The sequence below is a fragment of the Streptomyces sp. BK79 genome (genome assembly GCF_044142145.1).
Classification (GTDB): Bacteria; Actinomycetota; Actinomycetes; order Streptomycetales; family Streptomycetaceae; genus Streptomyces.
Window position 1 is genome coordinate 80,705 of record NZ_JBHVOC010000010.1, and the last position, 23,425, is coordinate 104,129.

18 protein-coding genes are annotated in these 23,425 nt (G+C 69.1%); 10 read left to right on the forward strand and 8 right to left on the reverse strand.

The window, feature by feature from the left end; all coding sequences use genetic code 11:
* Positions 1-271: 271 nt before the first annotated feature.
* From pglX to ACFIF2_RS14505, 3 genes are all read right to left on the reverse strand, one after another.
* Positions 272-3,976, reverse strand: a complete 3,705-nt coding sequence (pglX, locus tag ACFIF2_RS14495) for a BREX-2 system adenine-specific DNA-methyltransferase PglX (RefSeq protein WP_395573030.1) — start codon at positions 3,974-3,976, stop codon at positions 272-274.
* 131 nt (positions 3,977-4,107) lie between these two features.
* The gene (locus ACFIF2_RS14500) at positions 4,108-4,323 is read right to left on the reverse strand and encodes a DUF397 domain-containing protein (RefSeq protein WP_395573031.1); all 216 of its coding nucleotides are present in this window, start codon (positions 4,321-4,323) and stop codon (positions 4,108-4,110) included.
* Entirely contained in the window at positions 4,320-5,165 is an 846-nt protein-coding gene (locus tag ACFIF2_RS14505) for a Scr1 family TA system antitoxin-like transcriptional regulator (protein ID WP_395573032.1), read from the reverse strand. The genes ACFIF2_RS14500 and ACFIF2_RS14505 overlap by 4 nt, the downstream gene beginning before the upstream one ends.
* A gap of 133 nt (positions 5,166-5,298) precedes the next feature.
* Between ACFIF2_RS14505 and ACFIF2_RS14510 the strand changes: the two genes are divergently transcribed.
* The gene (locus ACFIF2_RS14510) at positions 5,299-5,628 is read left to right on the forward strand and encodes a hypothetical protein (protein ID WP_395573033.1); all 330 of its coding nucleotides are present in this window, start codon (positions 5,299-5,301) and stop codon (positions 5,626-5,628) included.
* Positions 5,629-5,717: 89 nt separating this feature from the next.
* On the forward strand, positions 5,718-5,891 hold the full coding sequence (locus ACFIF2_RS14515; RefSeq protein ID WP_395573034.1) for a hypothetical protein: 174 nt from the start codon (positions 5,718-5,720) through the stop codon (positions 5,889-5,891).
* Between the two features lie 37 nt (positions 5,892-5,928).
* On the opposite strand, the gene pglW is transcribed toward ACFIF2_RS14515, so the two are convergent.
* Entirely contained in the window at positions 5,929-10,554 is a 4,626-nt protein-coding gene (gene pglW / locus ACFIF2_RS14520; RefSeq protein ID WP_395573035.1) for a BREX system serine/threonine kinase PglW, read from the reverse strand.
* A 202-nt stretch (positions 10,555-10,756) separates the two neighbouring features.
* On the opposite strand from pglW, the gene ACFIF2_RS14525 reads away from it, so the two are divergent.
* From ACFIF2_RS14525 to ACFIF2_RS14535, 3 genes are all read left to right on the forward strand, one after another.
* Positions 10,757-11,881: an AAA family ATPase gene (locus tag ACFIF2_RS14525; protein ID WP_395573036.1), complete on the forward strand. Its 1,125-nt coding sequence runs from the start codon at positions 10,757-10,759 to the stop codon at positions 11,879-11,881.
* A 2-nt stretch (positions 11,882-11,883) separates the two neighbouring features.
* Entirely contained in the window at positions 11,884-12,543 is a 660-nt protein-coding gene (locus ACFIF2_RS14530; RefSeq protein ID WP_395573037.1) for a DUF4276 family protein, read from the forward strand.
* A 111-nt stretch (positions 12,544-12,654) separates the two neighbouring features.
* On the forward strand, positions 12,655-13,167 hold the full coding sequence (locus ACFIF2_RS14535) for a hypothetical protein (protein ID WP_395573038.1): 513 nt from the start codon (positions 12,655-12,657) through the stop codon (positions 13,165-13,167).
* A gap of 190 nt (positions 13,168-13,357) precedes the next feature.
* Here ACFIF2_RS14535 and ppc read toward each other — a convergent pair whose 3' ends face one another.
* Positions 13,358-16,093, reverse strand: coding sequence for a phosphoenolpyruvate carboxylase (ppc, locus tag ACFIF2_RS14540; protein WP_395573039.1), 2,736 nt, complete (start codon positions 16,091-16,093; stop codon positions 13,358-13,360).
* 293 nt (positions 16,094-16,386) lie between these two features.
* Here ppc and ACFIF2_RS14545 point away from each other — a divergent pair, with 293 nt between their 5' ends.
* Genes ACFIF2_RS14545 through ACFIF2_RS14555 form a run of 3 tightly spaced genes read left to right on the forward strand, consistent with a single transcriptional unit; the run spans position 16,387 to position 19,274 of the window.
* Positions 16,387-17,397 carry an acyl-CoA desaturase gene (locus ACFIF2_RS14545; protein WP_395573040.1) on the forward strand — a complete coding sequence of 337 codons (1,011 nt, stop codon included), beginning with the start codon at positions 16,387-16,389 and terminating at the stop codon, positions 17,395-17,397.
* On the forward strand, positions 17,394-18,068 hold the full coding sequence (locus ACFIF2_RS14550) for a TetR family transcriptional regulator (RefSeq protein WP_395573041.1): 675 nt from the start codon (positions 17,394-17,396) through the stop codon (positions 18,066-18,068). The genes ACFIF2_RS14545 and ACFIF2_RS14550 overlap by 4 nt, the downstream gene beginning before the upstream one ends.
* 30 nt (positions 18,069-18,098) lie before the next feature.
* Complete coding sequence (locus ACFIF2_RS14555; RefSeq protein WP_395573042.1) at positions 18,099-19,274, forward strand: CaiB/BaiF CoA transferase family protein; 1,176 nt, start codon at positions 18,099-18,101, stop codon at positions 19,272-19,274.
* A 53-nt stretch (positions 19,275-19,327) separates the two neighbouring features.
* On the opposite strand, the gene ACFIF2_RS14560 is transcribed toward ACFIF2_RS14555, so the two are convergent.
* Positions 19,328-20,140: a trans-aconitate 2-methyltransferase gene (locus ACFIF2_RS14560; RefSeq protein WP_395573043.1), complete on the reverse strand. Its 813-nt coding sequence runs from the start codon at positions 20,138-20,140 to the stop codon at positions 19,328-19,330.
* 119 nt (positions 20,141-20,259) lie between these two features.
* Here ACFIF2_RS14560 and tamR point away from each other — a divergent pair, with 119 nt between their 5' ends.
* The gene (gene tamR, locus ACFIF2_RS14565) at positions 20,260-20,757 is read left to right on the forward strand and encodes a MarR family transcriptional regulator TamR (protein ID WP_395573044.1); all 498 of its coding nucleotides are present in this window, start codon (positions 20,260-20,262) and stop codon (positions 20,755-20,757) included.
* Here tamR and ACFIF2_RS14570 read toward each other — a convergent pair.
* Positions 20,716-21,483: a LuxR C-terminal-related transcriptional regulator gene (locus ACFIF2_RS14570; RefSeq protein WP_395573045.1), complete on the reverse strand. Its 768-nt coding sequence runs from the start codon at positions 21,481-21,483 to the stop codon at positions 20,716-20,718. The genes tamR and ACFIF2_RS14570 overlap by 42 nt on opposite strands.
* A gap of 306 nt (positions 21,484-21,789) precedes the next feature.
* Between ACFIF2_RS14570 and ACFIF2_RS14575 the strand changes: the two genes are divergently transcribed.
* A complete protein-coding gene (locus ACFIF2_RS14575; protein ID WP_395573046.1) occupies positions 21,790-22,245 on the forward strand; it encodes a GNAT family N-acetyltransferase in 456 nt (151 codons plus the stop codon).
* A gap of 5 nt (positions 22,246-22,250) precedes the next feature.
* Here ACFIF2_RS14575 and galK read toward each other — a convergent pair whose 3' ends face one another.
* Complete coding sequence (gene galK / locus ACFIF2_RS14580; protein ID WP_395573047.1) at positions 22,251-23,414, reverse strand: galactokinase; 1,164 nt, start codon at positions 23,412-23,414, stop codon at positions 22,251-22,253.
* Positions 23,415-23,425: the final 11 nt, after the last annotated feature.

A 23,425-nucleotide genomic window follows, 5' to 3' on the forward strand; every position in this document is an offset into this window, starting at 1 on the left:
GGTCCGGCCCCACGGCAGCCGCCGCTCGCCGGGCCGTCCGCCCCTGTCTCCGGGTGCCGCACGCGCCGGTCACCGGACCGGCGCCTCGCCCGCCGTACGACCCGCGCACGGCACGCCCGACCGCCTGACCCGGACGGCCCACGTCACCCGAATACCTCAGCGTAACGTGCGGGGAGCACGGAACTGCCGGGTTTGCGCGGGTCAGCGGGGCACGGGCGCGATGGCGGGTGCGGCGGGGCCCTTCGCAAGGGTGCCCTGCGAAGGGTGACGACTACTCCTGTCGGTCCCCGGACTCCGCCGGGGCGGCGGGGGTCTCGTCGTCCTTCGCCTTCCGGCTCTTCCCGCCGGCTGGCTTGGCCGTGGCCTTCTTCGCCGCCTTGCGGGCGGGACGCCAGGCGCGCAGCTCCTCGTCAGTGACCGCGAACTCCTCCTCCCGCTGCCAGTCCAGCAGCGCCTCCTCGAACATGCCGGCGTCCTCGGGGTGCCACTGCTTCAGCCACGGCAGCAGCTCCAGCAGACCGGCGAGGTAGGGGATGAAGTCCTCCCGCTCCCAGTTTCCGGAGGTCGTACGGGCCTCGATGGTCTCGGTGAGGGCCGCGGCCTGCTCCAGGTGATCCCAGCCTCCCCAGCCCAGGACCTCGATCGCCGGGTTGAGGGTGCGGCTGTATGAGATGAACCGCTCCTTGGGGACGTCGAGGCCGCCACGCTGGGTGGCGTAGGAGGGCTTGCGGAAATCGGCGGTCGTGTACTTCGGCGGAACAGGGGTGCCCTTCCGAATCTCCAACGCCTTCAGGTAATCCCTGTCAGCGGTGGCCGCGTCTTCCTCCCGCTGACGCTGCCAGACCTGCTCCCAGACCTCGCGCTTCTTCTTGTGGGCCGCCTCCGTATAGCGCAGGGCAGCCAGGAACGGCACGTGCTGGTCTTCAACCAGTTTGGGAACAACCACGGACAGCTCCTCTCCGGGCGCGTAGAGCTCCGCAACCGCTACGAAGTCGTGGTCACGAGTAAGGTCGTCGACCAGCTCGGGGAGGGAACGGGTGCAGGGGCGCTCCGTCCCGTCGTGGTCTGTCTCGAACCAGAGTTCCCGGCGCTCCATGCGCGCGAGCAGCCACTCCTTGAGAGCCGCCTGCTGCTGGGGATCCCACCCGTCGGTGAGCCAGCGCCGCTTGTATTCGGGACGCTCGATGAGCCCAATCACGGAGGAGTTCTTTATGGCTTCGAGTCGACGACGGACGGTCTGCTTATACGCCTCGGGCCAGCCGGCCGGAACCTCGCTGATCATCGTGGAGTTGTGACGCCGGAACCATTCCGTCTTGACACCCTGATCCTTTACGCGCTGGCCAAGGCCGATTTCGAAAGCACGTTGCCCGAGAACAAGGCCGTCAGCAGGCAGTGAATCTTCCGGTGCCGTGAGGTCGTCATGCAGCCCGTAAATGCCGTAGACCTCCCAGTCCAGCTCCTCCTGGACGGCGATCATCCGGGCGCGGATGCGGTGCCACTCCGACTTAGCCTGCGCCAGCTTTTCGGACGTCGGCGCATCCTCCGGGTCAGCGGCTACGGTGGCAGGGGTTACGGCAGCGAGTTGCTGGGCGAGGGCGTCCAGCTCGATTGCACGAGCAAGGGGATACACGGCGGGAAGCGGGAATTCCTGGACATTAGTCCCGTTAAATTGATAGAAATCATCAAACGGAATTCTCGACTGCCTGGCACCTTTTACATCTACCGTACTCCCCTTGCTGTGGCACATCTGCTTCAACCAGAAGCAGGCCATAGACGAGTTTAGTACACCCAGAAGCTTGAGATAATCATCTTCGGTAGCCTTCTCGGGAAGCTTAATAACAGGTGATGTTCGATTGAAGATTTTATCGCCTCGATCGAGCGCAAAGTGGTTATGAGTAGCCACTTCAGCGAAGGTGACTGTCAACGAGGACCTGAGCTTTCCTACATACACCTCCTGCCACTCATACCAGGAAAAACCACGATCGACCATAAGCTTGCCGAAGCGTTTCCTGCGTCGGATTACACTTCTCCCTGCCTGCAAAATTCGAGCAGCTGCACCCAAGTCGGACAGTGGGACAACTTTAAAGTTCTGTCCGTAAGTCCAGATCGCATCAAATTCTGGCAATGCTAGGTGATCGCGAACAGATTCACCAGTGATAAGCGGACTCGTTTGCTGCACGCCCAGTCGCCTCGAAGCGCCATTACGTGGCAGCAGGTAAAGGTCATCTTCACCCGTGACTGCAGCAATGCCAACTACCGCATTGGCATGCTTTTTGAGTTCACCTACTGATTTTTTGTTGATTTCCTGAAGTGTTTCCACGCCACCGTCGGCAAGAATCCACGGATGCTTTCCAAAGTAGTCGCCACGATCAAGGCTATCGGCGGATACCCACGCACCTGCACTTTTTCCGGGAGCATCAATCCTTTCTACAATATCTCTCCACACGCGACCGAACTTTGGGTCCCTTGGGGGCTCAGGCTCTCCTTGCACACCACGGACAGTCCGTACAGTCCTGGCGCCAAGAGAGGCTGGCCGGTTCCTTCCGACGATGATCACCGTTGGAGTTCCATGGCCAGGAATGTACGCACCAGAAGAGTCGATCACCTCAATCAGGTCCACAGAGCTCTTAAGGTATCCCTGTACCATTTTCTCGCCGAACTCACGTTTCATAAAAGAGTTGGACGTGATCTGCCCTACGTAGCCAGACTCAACATTCCCTTCCTCGTCACGGATCGCCAGTTCGAAGAACCGTTGCATGAACGGGACGGACAAAACATACTTGCCGTGGCAGACATTTCGGTACAGGCGACGATAGGTGTCTCTAAGGTTTGAGTCTTTTACGGCAATATACGGCGGGTTACCGACTACCGCGTGATAGCGTCCCGGCTTGAGGATATCAAGGTGCTCGGCCAGATCCTCTGTGTCGAACCAAAACTCTTGATCTCCGTCTACATTAAGAGCGCCATCTGGTTGGAAAAGGTTACCCTGTTCCGTCTTGAGAAGGGCGTCTCCTGTCGCGATATGCAGTGGCCAATCATAGCTATTTGATTCGCGCAGGCTCGAGATCTCTGCAGCCTTGAGCGCCGCAATGAGCAAGCGGAAGCGAGTAATCGCCACAGCGAACGGATTAATGTCAACGCCATGTACCGCATTAAGCGCTCCCGCTACACGCAAATGAACGTCATCGCTGGGCGCCTCACTTTCCCACTCCGCGAGGATCAGATGGAATGCCCCTAGAACGAAGTGACCAGATCCGCAAGTTGGATCGATCATCTTAACCTCGTCATACCCCACTTGCTTAATCGCTTTACCGAGCGTACGCTGCAGAATGAACTCTTCTACGAACTCGGGCGTCTGGAGGAGTGCATACTTGTCCTTCGCCTCCTGGGAAAGATCTTGATAGAGATCACCGAGGAATCGGGTGCCCCAATCAGGATCGGCGAATTGGTGCACAATTTGAGTCCCCACATCGGTAGCCTCCTCATGGAGACGCCAAAAATCGATGAGCTTCTTAGCGCCTTCGTTGGAGAGTGGGATTTGGTAAAGCGGGTTGTGATTTTCATCAAAGAGCATTTGACCGGCGGGTGACGAGCCAATTTCATCAAACGCCGACAAAAGCCAGTCTCGATGGGTACGGGAGGGGTCGAGCGCCATGAATTGACTGTGCAACTCCTGAGCGTGTGTCTGACGGTCGAGAGTCGGACCTGCCAGGAACGGATCCAGTAGAAGGTGATTGTCCTCGCAAAAGCGGACGAATACCGTACCTAGAGCCCACGCAACCGCTGCCTGCGTCACGCGCTCGCTAATCCACTGAGAGGACGCAACCGAGGTTCTGCGGGCCCTGAAGGCCTTGTCATGCTCCGTGAGGAGCCGTTGCTCAATCTCGGGAAGCGCCTCGAGTTGGGAGTGAAGGTCCTTCTCAGCCTCGGCCACCTGCTTCTGCAGATCCTTGAGCAGACGCGCACTGTCAATCACTGGGCCCACCAACAGTTGAGGTGTTTGGTCACGGAAGGCGCCGTAGGGCGCACAAGCATCCATTTCACCACGACGAAGCCCTGTCTCTCAGCTGAGTGACAGGGCTCGTACGAAGCGTGATGAGTGCGGGATCAAGACAAGGTGTCGGGCTCATCCTTGATGGCGTCCAGGAAGGCCGACCACCCATCGTTGGAAACGACAAGGACAGGGCCTGCCGCGATCTTGCTGTCGCGGATTGGCACTGTGCCCAGGCAGCCGGTAGCCACCTCGACGCATGCGCCGCCGTCGCCGTTGCTGTAGGACGACTTGCGCCAAGTTACTGCGTGTAGATCAGACGTGGATGTCATTGAGTCGCGAAGTCCTTCGCCGCCGACTCGATCAGGGAGAGGGACGCTTCCGGCGACAGCGAAGCAGCCCTCGCTAGATCGTAGGCCCTCTGATACTGGGCAACCACCGCTGGTTCCTCAATGAGTTGACCTGTATACGCGCTCTCCACGTACGTCACGGCCGGTGCGTCAGTGAAGGTCATGTGGATCGTTGTGCCGTTGAGGAAGGCGTCTGCGCCAGCGTCAAAGGGCAGCACTTGGATCAGCACCCTACGGTTGGTGCCAACCATCTCTACCAGGTGCATCAGCTGCTCGGCCATGGCCTGGGCACCACCGACCCTCACACGAAGTACGGCCTCGTGCAGAACGATCCACAGCAGTGGAGCTGTTGAGTCGGCAAGGATCGCTTGCCGCTCCAGCCGGGCCTGCACCAGTGCCTCTACCACCTCACGGGACTCAAAACGTTGCGCGGCACTGCTCAGCGCCCGCGCATACGCCTCCGTCTGCAACAACCCCGGCACCAGCATCGGCGCGTACTCGCTGATCGTCTTGGCGCGGGTCTCCAGCTCCGCCGCGTCCGCGAAGTAGTCGGCGTGCTTGGACTTACGGGCCAGTTCGCACAGGCGCTGGAAGTGCTCGCCCGTGTCGAGGACGTCGTCGAGGAGCTTGGACAGGTCCGGCTGTGGTCGCCTCGTCGCCGACTCGAACTGGCCGATGTACGTGCCGGAGCAGAAGACCCGCTCGCCGAGCTGGTCCTGGGAGAGGCCGGCGGCCTCGCGGGCCCGGCGGAGTTCGCTGCCGAAGAAGGTCCTCGGTGAGGTGAACGGGTCCAGGTCCTGGTTGCGGTTCTGTCGGCCGGCCATCGGCTGTGCCCCCTTGCGGTGTCCATGTGCGCACCCGCCGATTCCGCGGGGCCAAGTGCCGCATGCTGCCCGCAACTCCGTTGCTGGCACGCGAACTCTACTGAGCGTAGCTTCACGCAGGCACGCTGTGAGCATGAACAGCGACAATCACCTCACCTGCCCCCGAACCGAACACGCCCTCCCGGCCGCCCCGTTCGTCTATCCCTTCCCCGACAACCCCCTCGCCTCCGCGCTCGCCGCATCCGACGAGCTCAGCGCCGCGCTCGCACGGCACGGCATCACCCTGCCGTCCCTCGGGCCGGACCTGGCGTCCTGCACGACGACCACTGTCCACCGTCCGCTCCTGGAGCTGGGGCGGGTGAACCTGTCCACGGCTCATCGGCTGACCGCCGTACTCACCGACGTGGCCGACGTACGTGAATCAGCCGCCCGCCCGAGCACCAACAGCGGCCGTGGCAGGTGACCGCACCGCCACCATGCACTCCGTCTCCGGGACCGCCCACCGCCGGAACAGTCGTCGTCGACGAGCGCACGAACCGGACCGGGGTCGTGATGGACCAGGTCGGCCCCTATCTCCAGTTGCGGCCGGTCGGCGGGGGCCGAGAGTGGGACGCGGACCCGGCGCACGTCCGCGCCGCTTCCTCCACCGAGCGGTTGCGCGCCTCCGTGGCCGCCGTGAACGCCCGGAGCCGGGCCCTTCCGCCGGACCCGGCGGGGCGGATCTGAGCCGAGCCGAGCCCGGCAAGGAAAACGGGAGCAGGCGTTACGCCGCCTGCTCCTCCCCCGGGTCGTTGACCACCCAGGCATGGTTGAGGCTGATCCACTCCTCGCGGTCCTCGATCGGCACGGTCACGGCGTCCAGCCGGGGTCCTGCCGTCTGGTCCGTGAGCGGGCTGAGCAGCCAGAGGCCGCGCCCGTCCGGACCGCCCCGGCGGGCCAGGTCGGCGAGCCGCTGGAGGACGCCCATGCCTCCGTAGCGGGCCATGACCGAGGCGTCGTGCAGGAGCACCGGGCGGCGGCCGACGACTGCGTCGCCCTCCCCCGCCGCCGTGTCGGAGCCGGTGCCGGAGTCCGCCGGGGCCTCCAGGACAGCCAGGATGTCCTTCTCCACGTCGCGCCACGCGGCGGCCGTGTACTCGCCGAACTTCAGCGCGTCCCGCGATCCCGGTTCCGCGTTGTCCGCCTCCAGGATGGTCTCCCAGGTGGGCCGGGGTCGGGCCTCTACCAGGCGCCGCAGGGACGCCAGGAAGAGGGCGCTGACGTCGACGGGTTCGGCGCGCCACTCGCGTCCCTGCTCGGTGAGGGTCCGCAGGGCGAGGCGCTGGTCGTCGAAGCGGACCGTGAGGAGCCGGAAGCCGGGACGGCCGCCGGACTCCTGCAGCTGGGCCCTGGCCTTCAGGCGGGCACGCTGCTCCGGATCGCGCGCCGTCCAGTGGTCGGTGCGGGTGATCCGGCTGGGACGGCGCTGTGTGACGACCGAGGTGACGTCGCCGCCGGCGGACTCCCGCTTCGGTACGAACCAGCCGCGAGGACGCTTCCGGCTCGTACGCCACTCCAGCTCGAAACCGGCCTGCCGCAGCAGGCGGCCGAGCAGGACCCGGTCGTCCGGGAGGCTGGACAGGTCGGGGAAGCGGGCGTGGACCCGGTCGCGGATCTGCTCGACTGTCAGCCCGTCCTGCTCGTCGTCCGACTTGCCTGCCAGTGGCAGCAGCAGGCCGGCCTGGGCGAGACGGAGGGCTCGTACGGGCTCCAGGGAACGGGCGTAGATCTCCAGCCGGGCGTTGGCGGCCGCGTCCTGGGAGGCCGCGGCCGCCAGGGTGACCATGCGGGCCTCGTCCATGGTGATCTGGGCCTCGGGCCAGCGGGCCCGGAACGCGGTGTCCGCGGCGACGATCTGTTCCAGCACGGTGCCGGGGCCGGCGAGGGTGTCGCGTGCGGCCAGGGCGTCAGCCGCCTTGCCGAGCCGGTCGGCGTAGTTGAGGAGGGCGGGGGCCGAGGGGGTGTCCGGGGCGTCCTTGTCCTCGTCGACCTCCAGGGCCAGCAGCAGCCGGTTGTCGCCGGTCTCGCCGTGGCGGCGGCTGCGCAGGCGGCGTGGGGTCATCCCCCAGTCGACCTCGCACGCGGCCCGTACGGCGGCCATGCCGAGGGCGCGCCGCACCCTGGGGTCGGCCTGGGAGGTGCCGCGACGGCCGATCAAGGCTTCGGCAAGCTCGGTCGCAGAGGCGACCCGGCCCATGGTGGCCAGTATGTCGAGGAGCTCGTCTCGCAGGGCGACGAGCGCCGGGTCCCGGCCCCAGCGTTTGCGCTGAGCGCCGACGATCTGGGCGATGCGGCCCTCGGTGACCTGGTCGCTGGTCAGCGGAGCGACGGACTTGTTCAGGGGCCAGCTGGGCAGCTCGTCGGGCAGGTTCCCCTCTTCGCTGGGGAGTCGCAGCAGCAGTCGCACCGCCTCGACCTCGGTGGCGTTGCGTCCCCGGGGGGCCGGCTTGGGCACCAGGAGGGTGACCAGGGCATCAAGGGAGATGCGGCGCAGGGGCAGGTCGCTGCCCTCCTCGCGCTGCTCCGAGCGGGCCTCGGCGATCTCCTCCGCGGAGTCGCCGCGCTCGGCCGGGGAGAGCGGGGAGGGCTGGCGGATGTCGAGGGCGAGGCGCCACTGCTTGATGCGGCGGTTGATCTCGTCGCGGGTCCGGGCGCCGAGGCCGGGGCGGTTGACGAGCCTGCGGGTCGAGTAGTCGAGGAGGTCACCGACGGTGTGGACGTCCAGGCCGTTGAGGAAGGAGACCGCTCTGAGGGACAGGCCCGCCACGAGGAGTGCGGTGTCTCGGCCGGCCTTGGCCGCGGCGTCCTCCCGGGCGTCCTCGTCCGCCGCGGGGTCCAGGGGCGGGAGCTCACCGACGGGCAGCGCGCCGGCCGACGGGGCGGGGTCCTCGGGGTGGCCGCTGGTACGGCCCTGGACGGGCAGGTCGGCGAGGGCGAAGACGCGCTGCCAGGCGCGCTGCATCTCCTTCAGGTCGGGGAACCGCTTGCGGTGGTCGCGGTGCAGGGCACGTGCGAAGAACTCGGTGAGGCCGTCGCGGAGGGCCGAGTCGAAGGCCTCGGAGGCGATCTTGGGGTGGGGCCACTTCTTGGGATCGGTCTGGCGTGCAAGGACGGAGCCGTCGCCCCACTGGGGCAGCTCTCCGGAGGCCATCTCGTGGAGGGTGACGGCCAGGGCGTACCACTCGGCGTGGGCGTCGTAGCGGCCCCGGGTGATGTTCTCGATGAATGGGTCGAGATAGCCCTCGGTGCCGGCCCGGACGGTGTCCACGTCGAGGCCGGCGAGGGAGAAGTCGAAGAGGACCAGCTGCCGGGTGCCGTTGGGGCGTACCCGGATGGCGATGTTGTCGGGCTTGAGGTCGCGGTGCCACACACCTTCGCCGTCGAGGAAGTCGACGGCCGCGAAGAGGTAGGTGGAGTAGGTCTCCAGCTGATCGGTGAGAAGCGGGCCACGCTCGCGCAGCTGGCGGGCGACGGTGCGGTCGCCGGCGTGGTCGAGTACGAGGACGGTGCGCGGGCCGATACGGATCGGCTCGGGCAGGGCCGGGTGGATGACCTTGGAGTCGTTGCGCAGTCGGGACAGGACGTCGGCCTCGCGGCGCAGTGCCTCGGCGTACTTGTCCTTGCGGGCGATCTTGAGGACGACGGGTGCGTTGTCGCGTTCGAGGTCCTCGGCGAGCAGAGCGCGGGAGGTGGAGCCCTGGCCCAGGCTCCGCCTGATGCGGAAGCGGCCACCGATGACGTCGTCCGGGGCTGCCTCCAGCGGGTCGCCCTCTTCGACATGTGCTTCGAGGGCCGACTGCGTCCCGGGCTTCTTGGGCTTGAGCCCCTGTTCGACGACGTCGAGCCACTCGAGGAATTCCGCGGCGGTGCGGATGCGGGCGTACGGGTCGAAGGCCGTGGCGTCCTGGACGATCTGGTCGACGTCCTTGGTCAGGCCGTCGGCCACGGCGGAGGGGACGAGACCGCGGCCCTGTTCAAGTTTGGCGCCCAATTCGGCCTGGCTGCTCGCGGGCGGCCTCCCGGTGAAGATCAGGTAGCCGAGCACGCCCAGCCCGAAGACGTCGAGGGCGGTGGGGTCCGGAGACTTCGCGGTGACCTCGGGGGCGAGGTAGGGGTCGGCAGCCTCGGAGACGTACGCGGCGAGGTTGTTCGACGGGATTATCTCGTGGCCGCCGCTCAGCGTTCCGCCGGAACCTGCCGGGGCGCCCTGGGGGCGGGGGTGGCGGACCGCCGTCTGCCATTCGGCGATCTGGACGACCGGGTTGAGCCAGCGGTCCTCCTCGCTGCCGGTCCCGGTGCGCGGGCCGGGCAGGACGTGGACGGCCCGGGCATGCAGGGCGCGGTGGAAGAGGAGGTGCCGGTGCGCGTAGTGGACCGTTTCGGCCAGGCGGCGCAGGAGGGCGGCCCGTGCCTGGGCGTCGAGCTTCGCGCCGTACTGGAGGAGGTAGTCGTCCAGGCGGAGCGTGCGCGGGTGGTAGGCGTAGAGGAGGGCGGGGCCGGCGCTGTGGCCGTTCTCGTCGAAGTTCTCCAGGGCGACCAGGCCCGGGTGCCTGAGGCCCTCCAGTGCGCGTGCCTCGCGCTCGGCGGTGTGGCTGATGGACTCGCGGGCCTGCCGGTCGGCTCCTCGTTCGCGCAGGTAGATGCGCACACGGCGGGTCTTGCTCAGGGAGTCGTGGCGGCCGAGGTAGTCGGCCCAGTTCGGTCCGGTGTCGAAGGGGGTGCGGTCCAGTCGGTAGGTGCCGACGTGGAACTCGGCGTCGGAACGGCCGATGCCCACCTCGGCCAGGAGCTTGCCGAGCCCTCGGGAGAACTGGCGGTCGATGCCGGACTTGATGTCGCGAGCGGGGCGCTGGAGCTCGGCGAGGACGTCGTCCAGCCCGCTGTGGCCGGCCTTGCCGAAGACGCCCGCCAGGTCGTTCGGCGCGAGGCGGATGCGCAGTCCTGGATCAGTGAAGAAGATCAGTTCCTGGATGTACGGGACATGACGCCGGGGATCGGTCTTCTGCAGGGCGTCCCTGAGCAGGCCCTTGAGTTCCTTCGCCTTCTGGTTGGCGAGGTGGCGGGGGTTGCGGTGAATGCGGGTACGGTCGTCGGAGAGCGTCTGCACCCAGCTCGCTCCCGAGGAGCTGACCGTTCCCTGCCAGTTTTTCAACTCGACCAGGAAGAGACCGGCCGGGGCGGCGACCAGCAGGTCGACCTCGCGTACATGGCCACTGTGCGCGGTGAAGGTGAAGTTCGACCAGGCACGGTAGGGCTCGTTGTCCGGGAGCCGCTCCTTGAGATACAGCAGTCCGTTGCGCTCGTGCTGGAACTGCGACTCGGTGACAGTGGTCCACCTGCCGTCTCGCATGATCGCGACGCCCCTTTCCGTATCTCGTCCGTGTCTCGCCCGTTTCCTGCCGGTGGCCGGATCACAGCAGGTAGTCCAGCTTATCGACCAGGTCCGGCGGACCTGCACCGTGCACCGGCACCCTGTGGACAAGCGATCACAACAGATGATCTGTTGGTGCTCTGCTCACCCACTGCCCGAAGCCCTGACCTAGGGTTGGGCCATGCCGTCGTACAAGCTCTCAGAGGTGACCGTCGAGGGGTACACCTCCATTCGATCCAGCACGCTGGAGCTGGGTGATGGTGTGACCGTCCTGGTGGGTGCCAACGGGGCGGGCAAGAGCAACGTCGTCGGCGCGCTCGAGCTGCTGGGGTGGATGGCGGACGGTGACCTGGCGCTCCAGGTGGGCATCCATGGTGGTGCCCAAGCCCTTCAGTTCGCAGGGCGCGGCACAGAGAAGGGCATTCGGCTCAAGGTCGGCGCTCCCCCGTACCGCTACGAGGCGTATCTCGTTCCCGCGGCTAATGACAGCTTCGTCTTCGCCGAGGAGAAAGGGCACTTCCACGAGCCAGGGCCCGGTCTCCCGATGGAGGAGAGTTTCGGCCGCGGACACCGTGAATCGCTGCTGCGGCAGAAGGAGGAGGAGCAGCTCTCTCGTCTGGCCCGTCCGGTGCGGAACATCCTCGCCGGCTGCCGGGTCTTCCACTTCCAGGACACCAGCCGTGAGGCGCCGGTCAAACAGTTCGGGTATGCGGCGGACAACGAAGCGCTGCGGCCCGATGCGGCGAACCTCGCGGCGTTCCTGTTGCGGCTGCGCGAGGGCGAACCGAAGTCCTACCGGCGCATCGTGCGGGCCATCAAATCAGTGGCGCCGTTCTTCCGGGACTTCCTGCTGAACGAGGAGCCGGGCGGGAGGATCCGTCTGCGCTGGATGCAGGAAGGCGTCGACGCGGTGTTTCCCGCGGAAGCTCTCTCGGACGGCACCTTGCGGTACATCTGCCTGTGCGTTCTACTCCTCCAGCCCGATCCGCCGGCCCTCTTCACGCTCGACGAGCCGGAACTCGGGCTGCACCCGTACGCGATCGTCCAACTGTCGGACATGCTCCGGTCAGCCGCCGTACGCAGCCAGATCGTGATCGCCACGCAGTCCGTGACGCTTCTGAACCAGTTCTCGCTCGACGACATCGTGGTGGTGGAACGCGAGGAAGGAGCGACGGAACTGAGACGCCCGGCTTCCGAAGAGCTCCAAGGGTGGCTGGAGGACTACTCCCTCGGGGAGCTGTGGGAGAAGAACGTGCTGGGCGGCAGGCCCTCGCCGGAGCTGCCGTTGCGGGGCCGCTCGGAATGATCATGGTGGGGGTGCTGTGCGAGGGACAGACCGAGGAGAACATGGTCAACGACTTCCTCGCACCTGAGCTGTCGGAGTACGGCATCTGCCTGGTGCCGACCATCCTGGTGACCCGGATGCCGGCGGGTGGTCCCGCGGGCAAGGGCGGGGTCAGCAAGTGGGCGAAAATCGAGAAGGACCTGCACAAGTTGTTGGCCTCCACCCACTGGGCTGCGGTCACCACACTTCTCGATTACTACGGCCTCCCTCAGGACAGCCCGGGGATGTCGGACCGGCCATCCGGCTCGGCCGTGGAGAAGGTGGCACATGTCGAGCGGCGCCTCGCGGAACGCATGGGCCATCCCCGCTTTCTTCCTCATGTCGTCCTGCACGAGACGGAGAGCTGGGTCTTCGCTGCCGCGGAGCAGCTCGGGGACTGGGCTGACGACCCGGCCCTGGCCCATGAGCTCAAGCGGCAGGCCGATCAAGCCGGGGGACCTGAGAATGTGAACGACGGGCTCGAGACCGCTCCCTCCAAGCGGATCCTCAAGCTGTACCCGCGGTATGTGAAAACACAGGACGGCCCCCTGGCGGTGATGGACCTGGGTCTAGCCGCTCTGCGAGCCGCCTGTCCCCACTTCGACGAGTGGATCGCGAAGCTACTGACCCTCACGCCTCGCTGACTGACAAGGCGGGCACGCATCATCTCGACCGCCCGCAGTTCATGGGCGATGTTTCCGGGCTTAGGTCGACTCGTCCTCCACTACGGTTGACTGAGCGTACACGTATGGCCAATGATCCCGGCCATGCCTGCCTCAGCTGCCGCCACTGCCCGTCCCCGTCAGGCCTCCCGTGCCGTGCTGTGGTTCGGCCGGCTCGCGGCGATGGGCACGGTCACGGCGCTGATCCTGATCGCCGGTGTCTGGGCGTCCTGGGGTACGGCGCAGCACGTGCTGCTGACCAAGGGGCGTGAGCAGGGCACGGTCGAGGTGACGCGGTGCGGCGGGGGCACGTGCAGCGGGCCGTACGCGCCGGTGTCCGCGGGGTCGCAGGCGCGGGGGCGGGTGGTCCTGGAGGACTCGGTCGCGATGGCCGAGGGGCGGACGTACTCCGTAGTGATGAAGCCCGGCAGCGACGACGCGGTGCGGTCCGGTCCTGCCGGGGTGCTGTATGCGTGGGTGCCGTTGGGTGGGGCGTTGTTGCTGGCGTCGGTGGTGGTGGCCGGTGGGCTGCGGCGGACTCGGGTGGCGTGGGTGATGGCGGGTTCTGGGGTGGCTCTGCTGACGGGGGCGTTCCTCGTGGTGTGAGGCCTGTGCGTACGACGACGTGACGGTGCCCCCGTGCTCTGGGTTTGAGCGCGGGGGCACCGTCGTGTGTGGTGGGTGCGCGGCGTCGGTGCGGGCGCGGGGGTGGGTCGCGCTGCCCGGCGCTTGCGGGGTGCCGCCTGCGCCCACCCGTGCCGCCCCAGGCGGCACGCATGCCCGCAGGCTGAGTCCGTCAGCCGGTGTTGCGCAGGCCCGCGGCGACGCCGTTGACCGTGAGCAGCAGGGCCCGGGCGAGCAGCGGGTCGGCTTCCTCGCCCGCGGCGGCGGCTTCGCGCTGGCGGCCGAGGAGGGCGACCTGGAGGTAGGAGATGGGGTCGAGGTAGGCGTCGCGGATGGCGAAGGTCTGCTTGAGGACGGGGTCGGCGTCCAGGAGTTCGCTCTCGCCGGTGACGCGCAGGACCTCGGCGACGGTCAGCTCGTGTTCGGCCTTGATGGCGTCGAAGACGTGCTTCAGCTCGTCCGGGACGAGGGTGTCGACGTAGTGCTGGGCGATGCGCAGGTCGGTCTTGGCGAGGGTCATCTCGACGTTGGAGATGAAGTTGCGGAAGAAGTGCCACTGCTGGTGCATCTCGTCGAGGACGGTGTCCAGCCCGGCCTCGCGCAGCGCCTTGAGGCCGGAGCCGACGCCATACCAGCCGGGGACGATCTGCCTCGACTGGGTCCAGCCGAACACCCACGGGATGGCGCGCAGTCCGTCGAGGGAGACGCCCGAGCCGGGGCGGCGGGAGGGCCGCGAGCCCAGGTGCAGGTCGGCGAGCTGGTCGACGGGCGTGGAGGCCAGGAAGTACGTGGGCAGGTCGGGGTCCTCGACCAGCTTGCGGTAGGCCGTGTGGGCGGCGTCGGAGACGACGTCCATGGCGGCGTCCCAGCGGGCGAGGGCCTCGTCGGACTGGCGGGGCGCGGTGTGCAGCGCGGAGGCCTGGAGGGTGGCCGCGACGGTCAGTTCGAGGTTCTCCCGGGCCAGGGACGGGATGAGGTACTTGTCGGAGATGACCTCGCCCTGCTCGGTGACCTTGATCTCGCCTTCCAGGGTGCCCCAGGGCTGGGCGAGGATCGCGTCGTGGGTGGGGCCGCCGCCGCGGCCGACGGTGCCGCCGCGGCCGTGGAAGAGGCGCAGGCGTACGCCGTAGCGGTGGGCGACGTCGCGCAGGCGGCGCTGGGCGCGGTGGATCTCCCACTGGCTGGTGGTGATGCCGCCGAACTTGGAGGAGTCGGAGTAGCCGAGCATGACCTCCTGGACGTCGCCGCGCAGGGCGACCAGGCGCCGGTAGGAGGGGTCGGCGAGCAGGTCCTCCAGGATCGTGTCGGCGGCCTTCAGCTCGTCGGTGGTCTCCAGGAGCGGCACGATGCCGATCTTGGCCCAGCCGGCGTGCAGGTCGATGAGGCCGGCTTCGCGGGCGAGGACGGCGGCGGCGAAGACGTCGTCGGCACCCTGGCACATGGAGATGATGTAGGACTCGATGACCTCGGGGCCGAAGACCTCCAGGGCGCGCTTGACGGTCTGGAAGACGCCGAGGGTCTTCTCGCCGGCCGCGTCCACGGGGGCGGGGCTGGGGGCCAGCGGGCGGCGGGAGCGCAGTTCCTTGGCGAGGAGCTTTGCCCGGTATTCGCGGGGCATGTCGGCGTAGCGCCAGGACTCCTCGCCGAGCCGGTCGAAGAGCTGGCCGAGGGCGTGGTGGTGGGCGTCGGCGTGTTCGCGGACGTCCATGGTGGCGAGCTGGAGGCCGAACGCGGCCAGGGTGCGGATGGTGCGGGCGAGGCGGCCGTCGGCGAAGAGGCTGCCGCGGTGTTCGCGCAGGGAGGTCTGGACGAGCCGCAGGTCGTCCAGGAGCTGGGCGGTGCCGAGGTAGTCGCGGCCGGCCACGTGGGGGGTGCCCTTGGCGAGGCGCTCCTTGGTGTTCTCCAGCTTCTGCCGGATGCAGGTGGCCTTGAGCCGGTAGGGCTCCTCGGCGTTGAGGCGCTTGTAGCGGGGGCTGATCTCCGGCAGGCGTTCCAGGTCGGCCTGGAGGGAGGCGAGGAGTTCCTCGGTGGCTCCGGCGTAGCGGATGGAGTTGGAGAGGAAGCCGCGCAGCTCGTCGATCATCTCCAGGGCGTCGTTGATGCCGTGTTCGTGCTGGAGGATCAGGACGTCCCAGGTGACCTGGGGGGTGACGTTGGGGTTGCCGTCGCGGTCGCCGCCGATCCAGGTGCCGAAGGTGAGCGGGCGGGTGTCGTCGGGCAGTTCGACGCCGGCGCGCTCCAGCTCGGCGGTGAGGTCCTCCAGGACGTCGCCGACGGCGCCGGCGTGGAGTTCGTCGAGGTAGTAGATGGCGTTGCGGGCCTCGTCGGTGGGCTCGGGGCGGACGACGCGGAGTTCGTCGGTCTGCCACACGAGGTCGATGTTCTCGGCGAGGCGGGTGTCGAGGCGGCGCCGGTCGGACTCGTTGACGGGGGTCTCGAGGAGGGCGGCGATGCGGCGCAGCTTGTTGAGGACGGAGCGGCGGGCGGCCTCGGTGGGGTGCGCGGTGAAGACGGGCCGGACGTTGAGGTTGCGGACGGTGTCGCGCAGGTGCTCGGGGTCGGCGTCCTTGAGGCGGTCGGCCGTACGGGCGAGCAGTCCGCCCTCGGCGGCGCGCTTGGCGCCCAGTTCCCGGCCGCGGTGCACCTGCTCGGTGACGTTCGCGAGGTGGAAGTACGTGGAGAAGGCGCGGACCAGCTTGGCCGCGGTCTCCAGCTCGGTGCCGCGCAGCAGCTCGGCGGCGGCCTCGCCGTCCTCTCGGGTGAGTCGGCGTACCTTCTCGACGAGTTCCAGCAGCTCGGGGCCCTCCTGCCGGACGAGGGTCTCCCCGAGGAGATCACCCAGCCGGCGGATGTCGGCGCGCAGTTCGCTGCTGGTCGTCGTGGTGGTCTGGTCGTCGGCACTGCTCACAGGTGCGGCTCCTTGCAGTGGTGAAGCTCGTCTGGGAGGGGGACCCGGACGGCCGTCTCGCGCGGCGGGCGCCGCTTACCGGGCCGGACGTCCGGGAAGTAATCAGAGCGGACCGCGCTGTCCGACCGACCTCCAGGATAGGTGTCGGCCGGGACGCGCAGGTCTTCAGGGCTCTTGCCGCGGAGCGACGCGCTGCCATACTTACGTCGCCGTAGGTTACGGAACCGTAAGAACGAGCACTCGGTCTCCGAGCACGGCACCGGACACGACCCTCGACCCCCCAGGGGACGCGCATGACCACGAGTTCCGATGTGATCCCAGAAGCTCCGAAGACTCCCGACGGCACCGGCGAACTCTCCGCCACGCTGGGTGGTGAGCAGAAGCGGTCCATCGAGCAGATCACCCTGCTGCTGTTCATCACCGTTCCGTTCCTCGCGCTGGCGGCGGCGGTGCCGCTGGCATGGGGGTGGGGCGTGAGCTGGCTGGACCTGGGCCTGCTGGTCTTCTTCTACTTCCTCGGCTGCCACGGCATCACCATCGGCTTCCACCGGCACTTCACCCACGGTTCCTTCAAGGCCAAGCGGCCGCTGAAGATCGCGCTGGCGATCGCGGGCTCGATGGCGGTCGAGGGGCCGCTGGTCCGCTGGGTGGCCGACCACCGCAAGCACCACAAGTACTCCGACGACGAGGGCGACCCGCACTCGCCGTGGAAGTACGGCGAGTCGGTCCCGGCGCTGATCAAGGGACTGTGGTGGGCCCACATCGCCTGGATGTTCGACGAGGAGCAGACCCCGCAGGACAAGTACGCCCCGGACCTGGTCAAGGACCCGGCGCTGCGCGCGATCTCTCGCCAGTTCATCCTGTGGACCGTGGTGTCCCTCGCCCTTCCCGCGCTGATCGGGGGGCTGGTCACGATGTCGTGGTGGGGAGCTTTCACCGGGTTCTTCTGGGGTTCACTCGTGCGGGTGGCCCTGCTGCACCACGTGACGTGGTCGATCAACTCGATCTGCCACGCGGTCGGCAAGCGCCCGTTCAAGTCGCGGGACCGTTCGGGCAACGTGTGGTGGCTGGCGATCCTGTCCTGCGGTGAGTCCTGGCACAACCTGCACCACGCCGACCCGACGTCCGCGCGGCACGGGGTGATGCGCGGCCAGCTGGACTCCTCGGCCCGGCTGATCCGCTGGTTCGAGCAGCTCGGGTGGGCGTACGACGTGCGGTGGCCGTCACGCTCGCGTATCGATTCCCGCCGCAACACGGACGAAGGTTCCTCCCGGCGCCGGAAGGAAACCGCCGAGGCGGCATGATGGTCGCCGTGGCGACCGACTCCAGCACCCCCAGCAATGACAAGCCGCGGCGTGCGCGCCGCACCCGGATGACCGGTGCCGAGCGCCGCCAGCAGCTGCTGGAGATCGGTCGCACCCTCTTCGCGGCGAAGGGCTTCGAGGGCACGTCGGTGGAGGAGATCGCGGCGAGAGCCGGGGTGTCCAAGCCGGTGGTCTACGAGCACTTCGGCGGCAAGGAAGGGCTGTACGCGGTGGTGGTGGACCGCGAGATGCGGCGGCTGCTGGACATGGTGACCAGCTCCCTGACCGCCGGCCACCCCCGCGAGCTGTGCGAGCAGGCGGCCTTCGCGCTCCTCGACTACATCGAGGAGTACACGGACGGTTTCCGCATCCTGGTCCGCGACTCCCCCATCCCCACGTCCACGGGTTCCTTCGCGTCCCTGATCTCGGACATCGCCACCCAGGTGGAGGACATCCTGGGCCGCGAGTTCAAGAGCCGCGGCTTCGACCCCAAGCTGGCCCCGCTGTACGCGCAGGCGCTGGTCGGCATGGTGGCGCTGACCGGCCAGTGGTGGCTGGACGTGCGGCGCCCGAAGAAGGCGGAGGTGGCGGCTCACCTGGTGAACCTGGCCTGGCACGGGCTGGACGGCCTGGAGCCGAAGCCCCGCCTGATAGGGCACCGCAAGAGCTGACGCCGGCCGCCGCACGGGGGAACAGAACACATGCAGCCGCTTCGCGGAATCACCGTCGTCTCGCTCGAGCAGGCGGTCGCCGCCCCGTACGCCAGCCGCCAGCTCGCGGATCTCGGCGCCCGGGTGATCAAGGTGGAGCGCCCGGGCGCGGGGGACTTCGCGCGCGCCTACGACACGCGCGTGCGGGGCCTCAGCTCGCACTTCGTGTGGGCCAACCGCAACAAGGAGTCCCTCACTCTGGACTTCAAGGACCCGCGCGGCATGGAGGTGCTGCGCCGGCTGGTCGCGGACGCCGACGTCTTCCTGCAGAACCTGGCGCCGGGCGCGGCGGCCCGGGCCGGGCTCGGCGCCCGGGAGCTGCTGGAGCGGCACCCGCGCCTGATCGTGTGCGACATCTCCGGCTACGGCGGTCCGGGCCCCTACGAGGGCCGCAAGGCGTACGACCTGATGGTGCAGTCCGAGGCGGGGCTGCTGTCCGTCACGGGCACCCCGGACGACCTGGCCAAGGCGGGCATCTCGGTGTCGGACATCGCCGCCGGGATGTACGCGTACAGCTCGGTCCTCGCCGCGCTGCTGGAGCGCGGGCGGACGGGGCGGGGCACGCATCTGGACGTGTCGATGCTGGAGGCCACCGTGGAGTGGATGGGCTTCCCCCTCTATTACGCCTTCGAGGGCGCCGAGCCGCCGCCGAGGGCGGGTGCCGCGCACGCGACGATCCACCCGTACGGCCCCTTCACGGCGGGCGACGGGAAGGTCGTGATGATGGCGGTCCAGAACGAGCGCGAGTGGCGCGGTTTCTGCGCGGGTTTCCTGGACCGTCCGGAGCTGGCCGAGCATCCGCACTACGCCACCAACGCGGACCGCCACCGGCACCGGGAGGCGCTGGGCGCCCTGATCGCGGCCCGTTTCGCGGAGCTGACCAGCACCGAGGCGATCGGCCTGCTCAGCGCGGTGCCGGTCGCGAACGCCCGGGTGAACACGCTCGCCGAGGTGTGGGACCACCCGCAGCTGGCCGCGCGCGGACGCTGGCACGAGGTGCCGACGCCGGCCGGTCCCGTCCCGGCGCTCGCCCCGCCGGGACCGACCGGCCGGCACCCCCGCATGGAGGCGGTGCCGGCACCGGGCGAGCACACCCGCGCCGTCCTCGGGGAGCTGGGTCTGTCCGACGGGGAGATCGACGCGCTGGAGGCGGCCGGCGTCGTCTGAGCCGAGGGCGCCGCCCGCCCGGGGCGCCGTCCGACCGTCATCCCTTCCGCCCGTCATCCCTTCCGGGCGACGGCGAAGACGCGGCGGAAGGGGAACGGGGTGCCGTGCGGCCCGGCGGGGTAGGCGGCGCGCAGCACGGTGCGGTACTCGGCGACGAACGCGTCGCGGGCCTCGGGGTCGCCGTCGAGCGCGGTGAGCAGGGGCCGCAGCCCCGTCCCGGTCACCCAGTCCAGTACGGCGTCCTCGCCCGGCAGCAGGTGGACGTACGTGGTCTCCCACACGTCGGCGGTGCAGCCGGTGGCGGTGAGGCGGTCGAGGTAGGCCTCGGGGGTGAGGACGGCGTCGTCGTGGCGCAGGACGCCGGCGAGGCGGTGCCGCCAGCGCCGGGAGTCGGCGAGTTCGCGCATCAGGCGGTGGCTGGGGGCGTCGAAGTTGCCGGGCACCTGGAAGGCGAGGACGCCGCCGGGGGCGAGGCCCGCGATCCAGTCGGGGAGGCGTTCGGCGTGGCCGGGGACCCATTGGAGGGTGGCGTTGCTGACGACGAGGTCGTGCGGCTCGGCCGGGGTCCAGGTGCGGGCGTCGGCGGGGGCGAAGTCGAGGCGGCCGCCCTCGGGCGTGGTGGCGGCGTGTTCGCGGGCCCGTTCGAGCATCTCGGGCGCGTTGTCGTAGCCGGTGATGTGCGCGGTGGGCCAGCGGTCGGCGAGCAGGCGGGTGACGTTGCCGGGGCCGCAGCCGAGGTCGGCGATGCGGGGCGGGTCACCGGGCAGGCCGGGGACGCGGGCGAGGAGGTCGGTGAAGGGGCGGGCGCGGGGTCCGGCGTGGCGGAGGTACTGGGCGGGGTCCCAGGTGGGGGCGGTGGCGGGCATGGAGCCTCCAAGGGGTGACCGTTCCGTGGCGGGTACCCAGCGTCCCGCGCAGGTATCTCGACGTCAAGACAATCGACATCAAGAGACTTCACGTCGACACAACCACTACACTGATCGTCATGGAGGACGAGGTCGATCGGCTGGTCGCAGCGTGGCGCCGGGAGCGCCCGGACCTCGACGTGGAACCGCTCGAGGTGCTGAGCCGGGTCAGCAGGCTCGCCCGGCACCTGGACCGCGCACGCCGCCTGGCCTTCTCCGAGCACGAACTGGAGCCGTGGGAGTTCGACGTCCTGACGGCCCTGCGCCGCGCGGGCACCCCGTACCAGCTCTCGCCCGGCCAGCTCCTGACCCAGACCCTGGTCACCTCGGGCACGATGACCAACCGCATCGACCGCCTGGCCAAGAAGGGCCTGGTGGAGCGCCTGCCCGACCCCAGCGACCGGCGCGGCGTGCTGGTCCGGCTCACCGACGAGGGCCGGGACCGCGCGGACCGGTCCCTGGCCGGCCTCCTGGACCAGGAGCGCGCCATCCTGGCCGAGCTGTCCCGCGCCCAGCGCGGTGAACTGGCGGGCCTGCTACGCCAGCTGACCGCCCCGTTCGACAACATCCCCGGATAGGTCCACCGGCCCCACGCCCGCCCGCCTGGCCAGTGCCACGGCGGCGAGGGTGGAGTGGACGCCCAGCTTGCCCAGCACGTTCTGCATGTGGGTGCGCACCGTGTGCGGGGACAGGTACAGCCGCTCGGCGACGGCCTTGCGTCCGAGGCCGGCCACCATGCAGCGCAGCACCTCCCGCTCGCGCGGCGTCAGCGACTCCACCAGCCGTTCGCTCTCGGTGCGGTGCTTGCGGGCGGCGGTCAGTTCGCGCAGGACGCCGGTGAGCAGGGCGGGCGGCAGGTGCGTCTCGTCGCGCAGGACCCCCCGGATGACGCTGAGCAGCCGCGACAGGGAGCAGTCCTTGGCCACCCACCCGGAGGCACCGGCGCCCAGCGCGAGGGCGGCGCGCCGGGGATCGTCCTTCTCGGCGAGGACGACGATCCGTACCCCCGGCTGCCCCGTCCGCACCCCGGCGACCAGGGAGATCCCGTCCACCAGCCCGTCCTCGTCGCCGTCCCGCACGGGCGCGGCCGGCCGGGCGCCGGGCACGTGGCCCCCCAGGTCGGCGTCGACGAGCAGCACGTCGTAGCGCCGCCCCTCGGACGCGGCCCGCTCCAGGCAGCGCAGTGCGGCGGGGCCGCTGCCCGCCGCGGAGACGTCGACGTCGGGCTCGGCGGCCAGGGCGGCGGCGAGCGACTCGGCGAAGATGCGATGGTCGTCGACGACCAGGACCCGGATACGCACCACGAAACCCCCTCCCCCGAGCTCCGCCAGGAGCAGGGGATACCCATCGTCTGACCGTCCTCGGAAGAACGACACCGGCACGGGTACGACGCCCGAAGCCCCGTATCCACCTGTGCGCTCGGCACTCCGGGACAGGTCGCCGCATCCGCACGGCCGCCGCCGTGCCGTCACCGCCGTCCCCGCCCCGGGCGCCGTACCCGGCTGTCTCGCCCCCTGAACGGCACCGGCCCCCACCGGTGCTGTTCATCAGAGTACGGGCGGGCGCCGGGAGCGGAAGGTTATTTGCAGAACTGACAGCCCCGCACGTTTATGGTGAGCCGCATGTTTCGTCTCGTGACAGAAGTGGACAAGGCGCGACGCGATCTGCTGCGCACCCGCCTCCGGGAGACGAACACGACGGCCTCCTCCGTCCTGCGCTCGCTGCGCGGAACCCCTCACGAACGCGAATTCCCGCTGCACGTCTGGATCCTGGACGCGACCGGCGGGCTGGCGGGCGGCCTGGTCGGCCACACCTGGGCGACCTGGCTGCACGTGACGTACCTGTGGGTGGACGCCCGGCACCGGGGCCGGGGCCTCGGCTCCGCCCTGCTGACGGAGGCGGAGCGAACCGCCGGGGAGGAACGCGGCTGCACGGCGTCCCGCGTGGAGACCTGGGACTTCCAGGCCCCGGACTTCTACACCCGGCACGGCTACGACGTGATGTGCGTGATCCCCGGCTATCCGCCGGGGGTCACGGAGTACACGCTGGTCAAACGCTGGGCGTAGGCGGCTCAGACCAGCCGCCGCGCCCCCGCCGCCGGTACCGCCCCGAACACCCGCGGGGCCGTGAAGCCGGCCGTCGCGAACGCCTCCTCCACCGCCTTGGTGACGGCGTCGACGTCGGAGGCCTCCACCAGGACGATGGCCGAGCCGCCGAAGCCGCCGCCGGTCATGCGGGCGCCGAGGGCGCCGGAGGCGAGGGCCGTGTCGACGACCAGGTCGAGTTCCGGGCAGGAGATGCGGAAGTCGTCGCGCAGGGAGGCGTGGCCCTCGACCAGGACGGGGCCGATGGCGCGGGTGTCGCCGGACTCCAGGAGGGACACGACCCGTTCGACGCGCTCGTCCTCCGTGACGACGTGCCGGACCAGGCGGAGCACCTCCTCGTCGTCGGCCAGGCGCTCCAGGGCCGCGTCGAGTTCCGCGTACGGCACGTCCCGCAGCGCGTCCACGCCCAGCAGCGCGGCGCCCCTCTCGCAGCCCGCGCGCCGCTTGCCGTACTCGCCCTCGCTGTGCGAGTGCTTGACCCGCGTGTCGACGACCAGCAGGCGCATGCCCTCGGCGGCGAGGTCGAAGGGGATCTGGCGCTGGGAGAGGTCGCGGGTGTCGAGGAACAGGGCGTGGCCCGCCTCGCAGCAGGCCGACGCGGTCTGGTCCATGATGCCGACGGGGGCGCCGACGTAGACGTTCTCGGCGCGCTGGCACAGGCGGGCCAGCTGCCAGCCGCGCAGGCCGAGGGCGTACAGGTCGTTCAACGCCAGTGCCACGACGACCTCCAGGGCCGCCGAGGACGACAGCCCCGCGCCCGAGGGGACCGTCGAGGCGAGGTGGATGTCGGCGCCGGTCAGCTCGTGGCCGGCCTCGCGCAGCGCCCAGACGACGCCCGAGGGGTACGCCGTCCAGTCCTTGTCCGACTCGGGGGTCAGGTCGGCGACGCGCAGTTCCACGACACCGGCGTCGATGTCCGCCGAGTGGAGGCGCAGGATGCCGTCGTCCCGGCGCGACACGGCCGCGACCGCGGTGTGCGGCAGGGCGAACGGCATGACGAAGCCGTCGTTGTAGTCGGTGTGCTCGCCGATGAGGTTGACCCGGCCCGGTGCCGCCCACACCCCCTCGGGTTCCGCCCCGTACAGCTCCCGGAACCGCTCGCCGACCGCCTCAGCCACAGCCTCGCCCATGCCCTGACCCC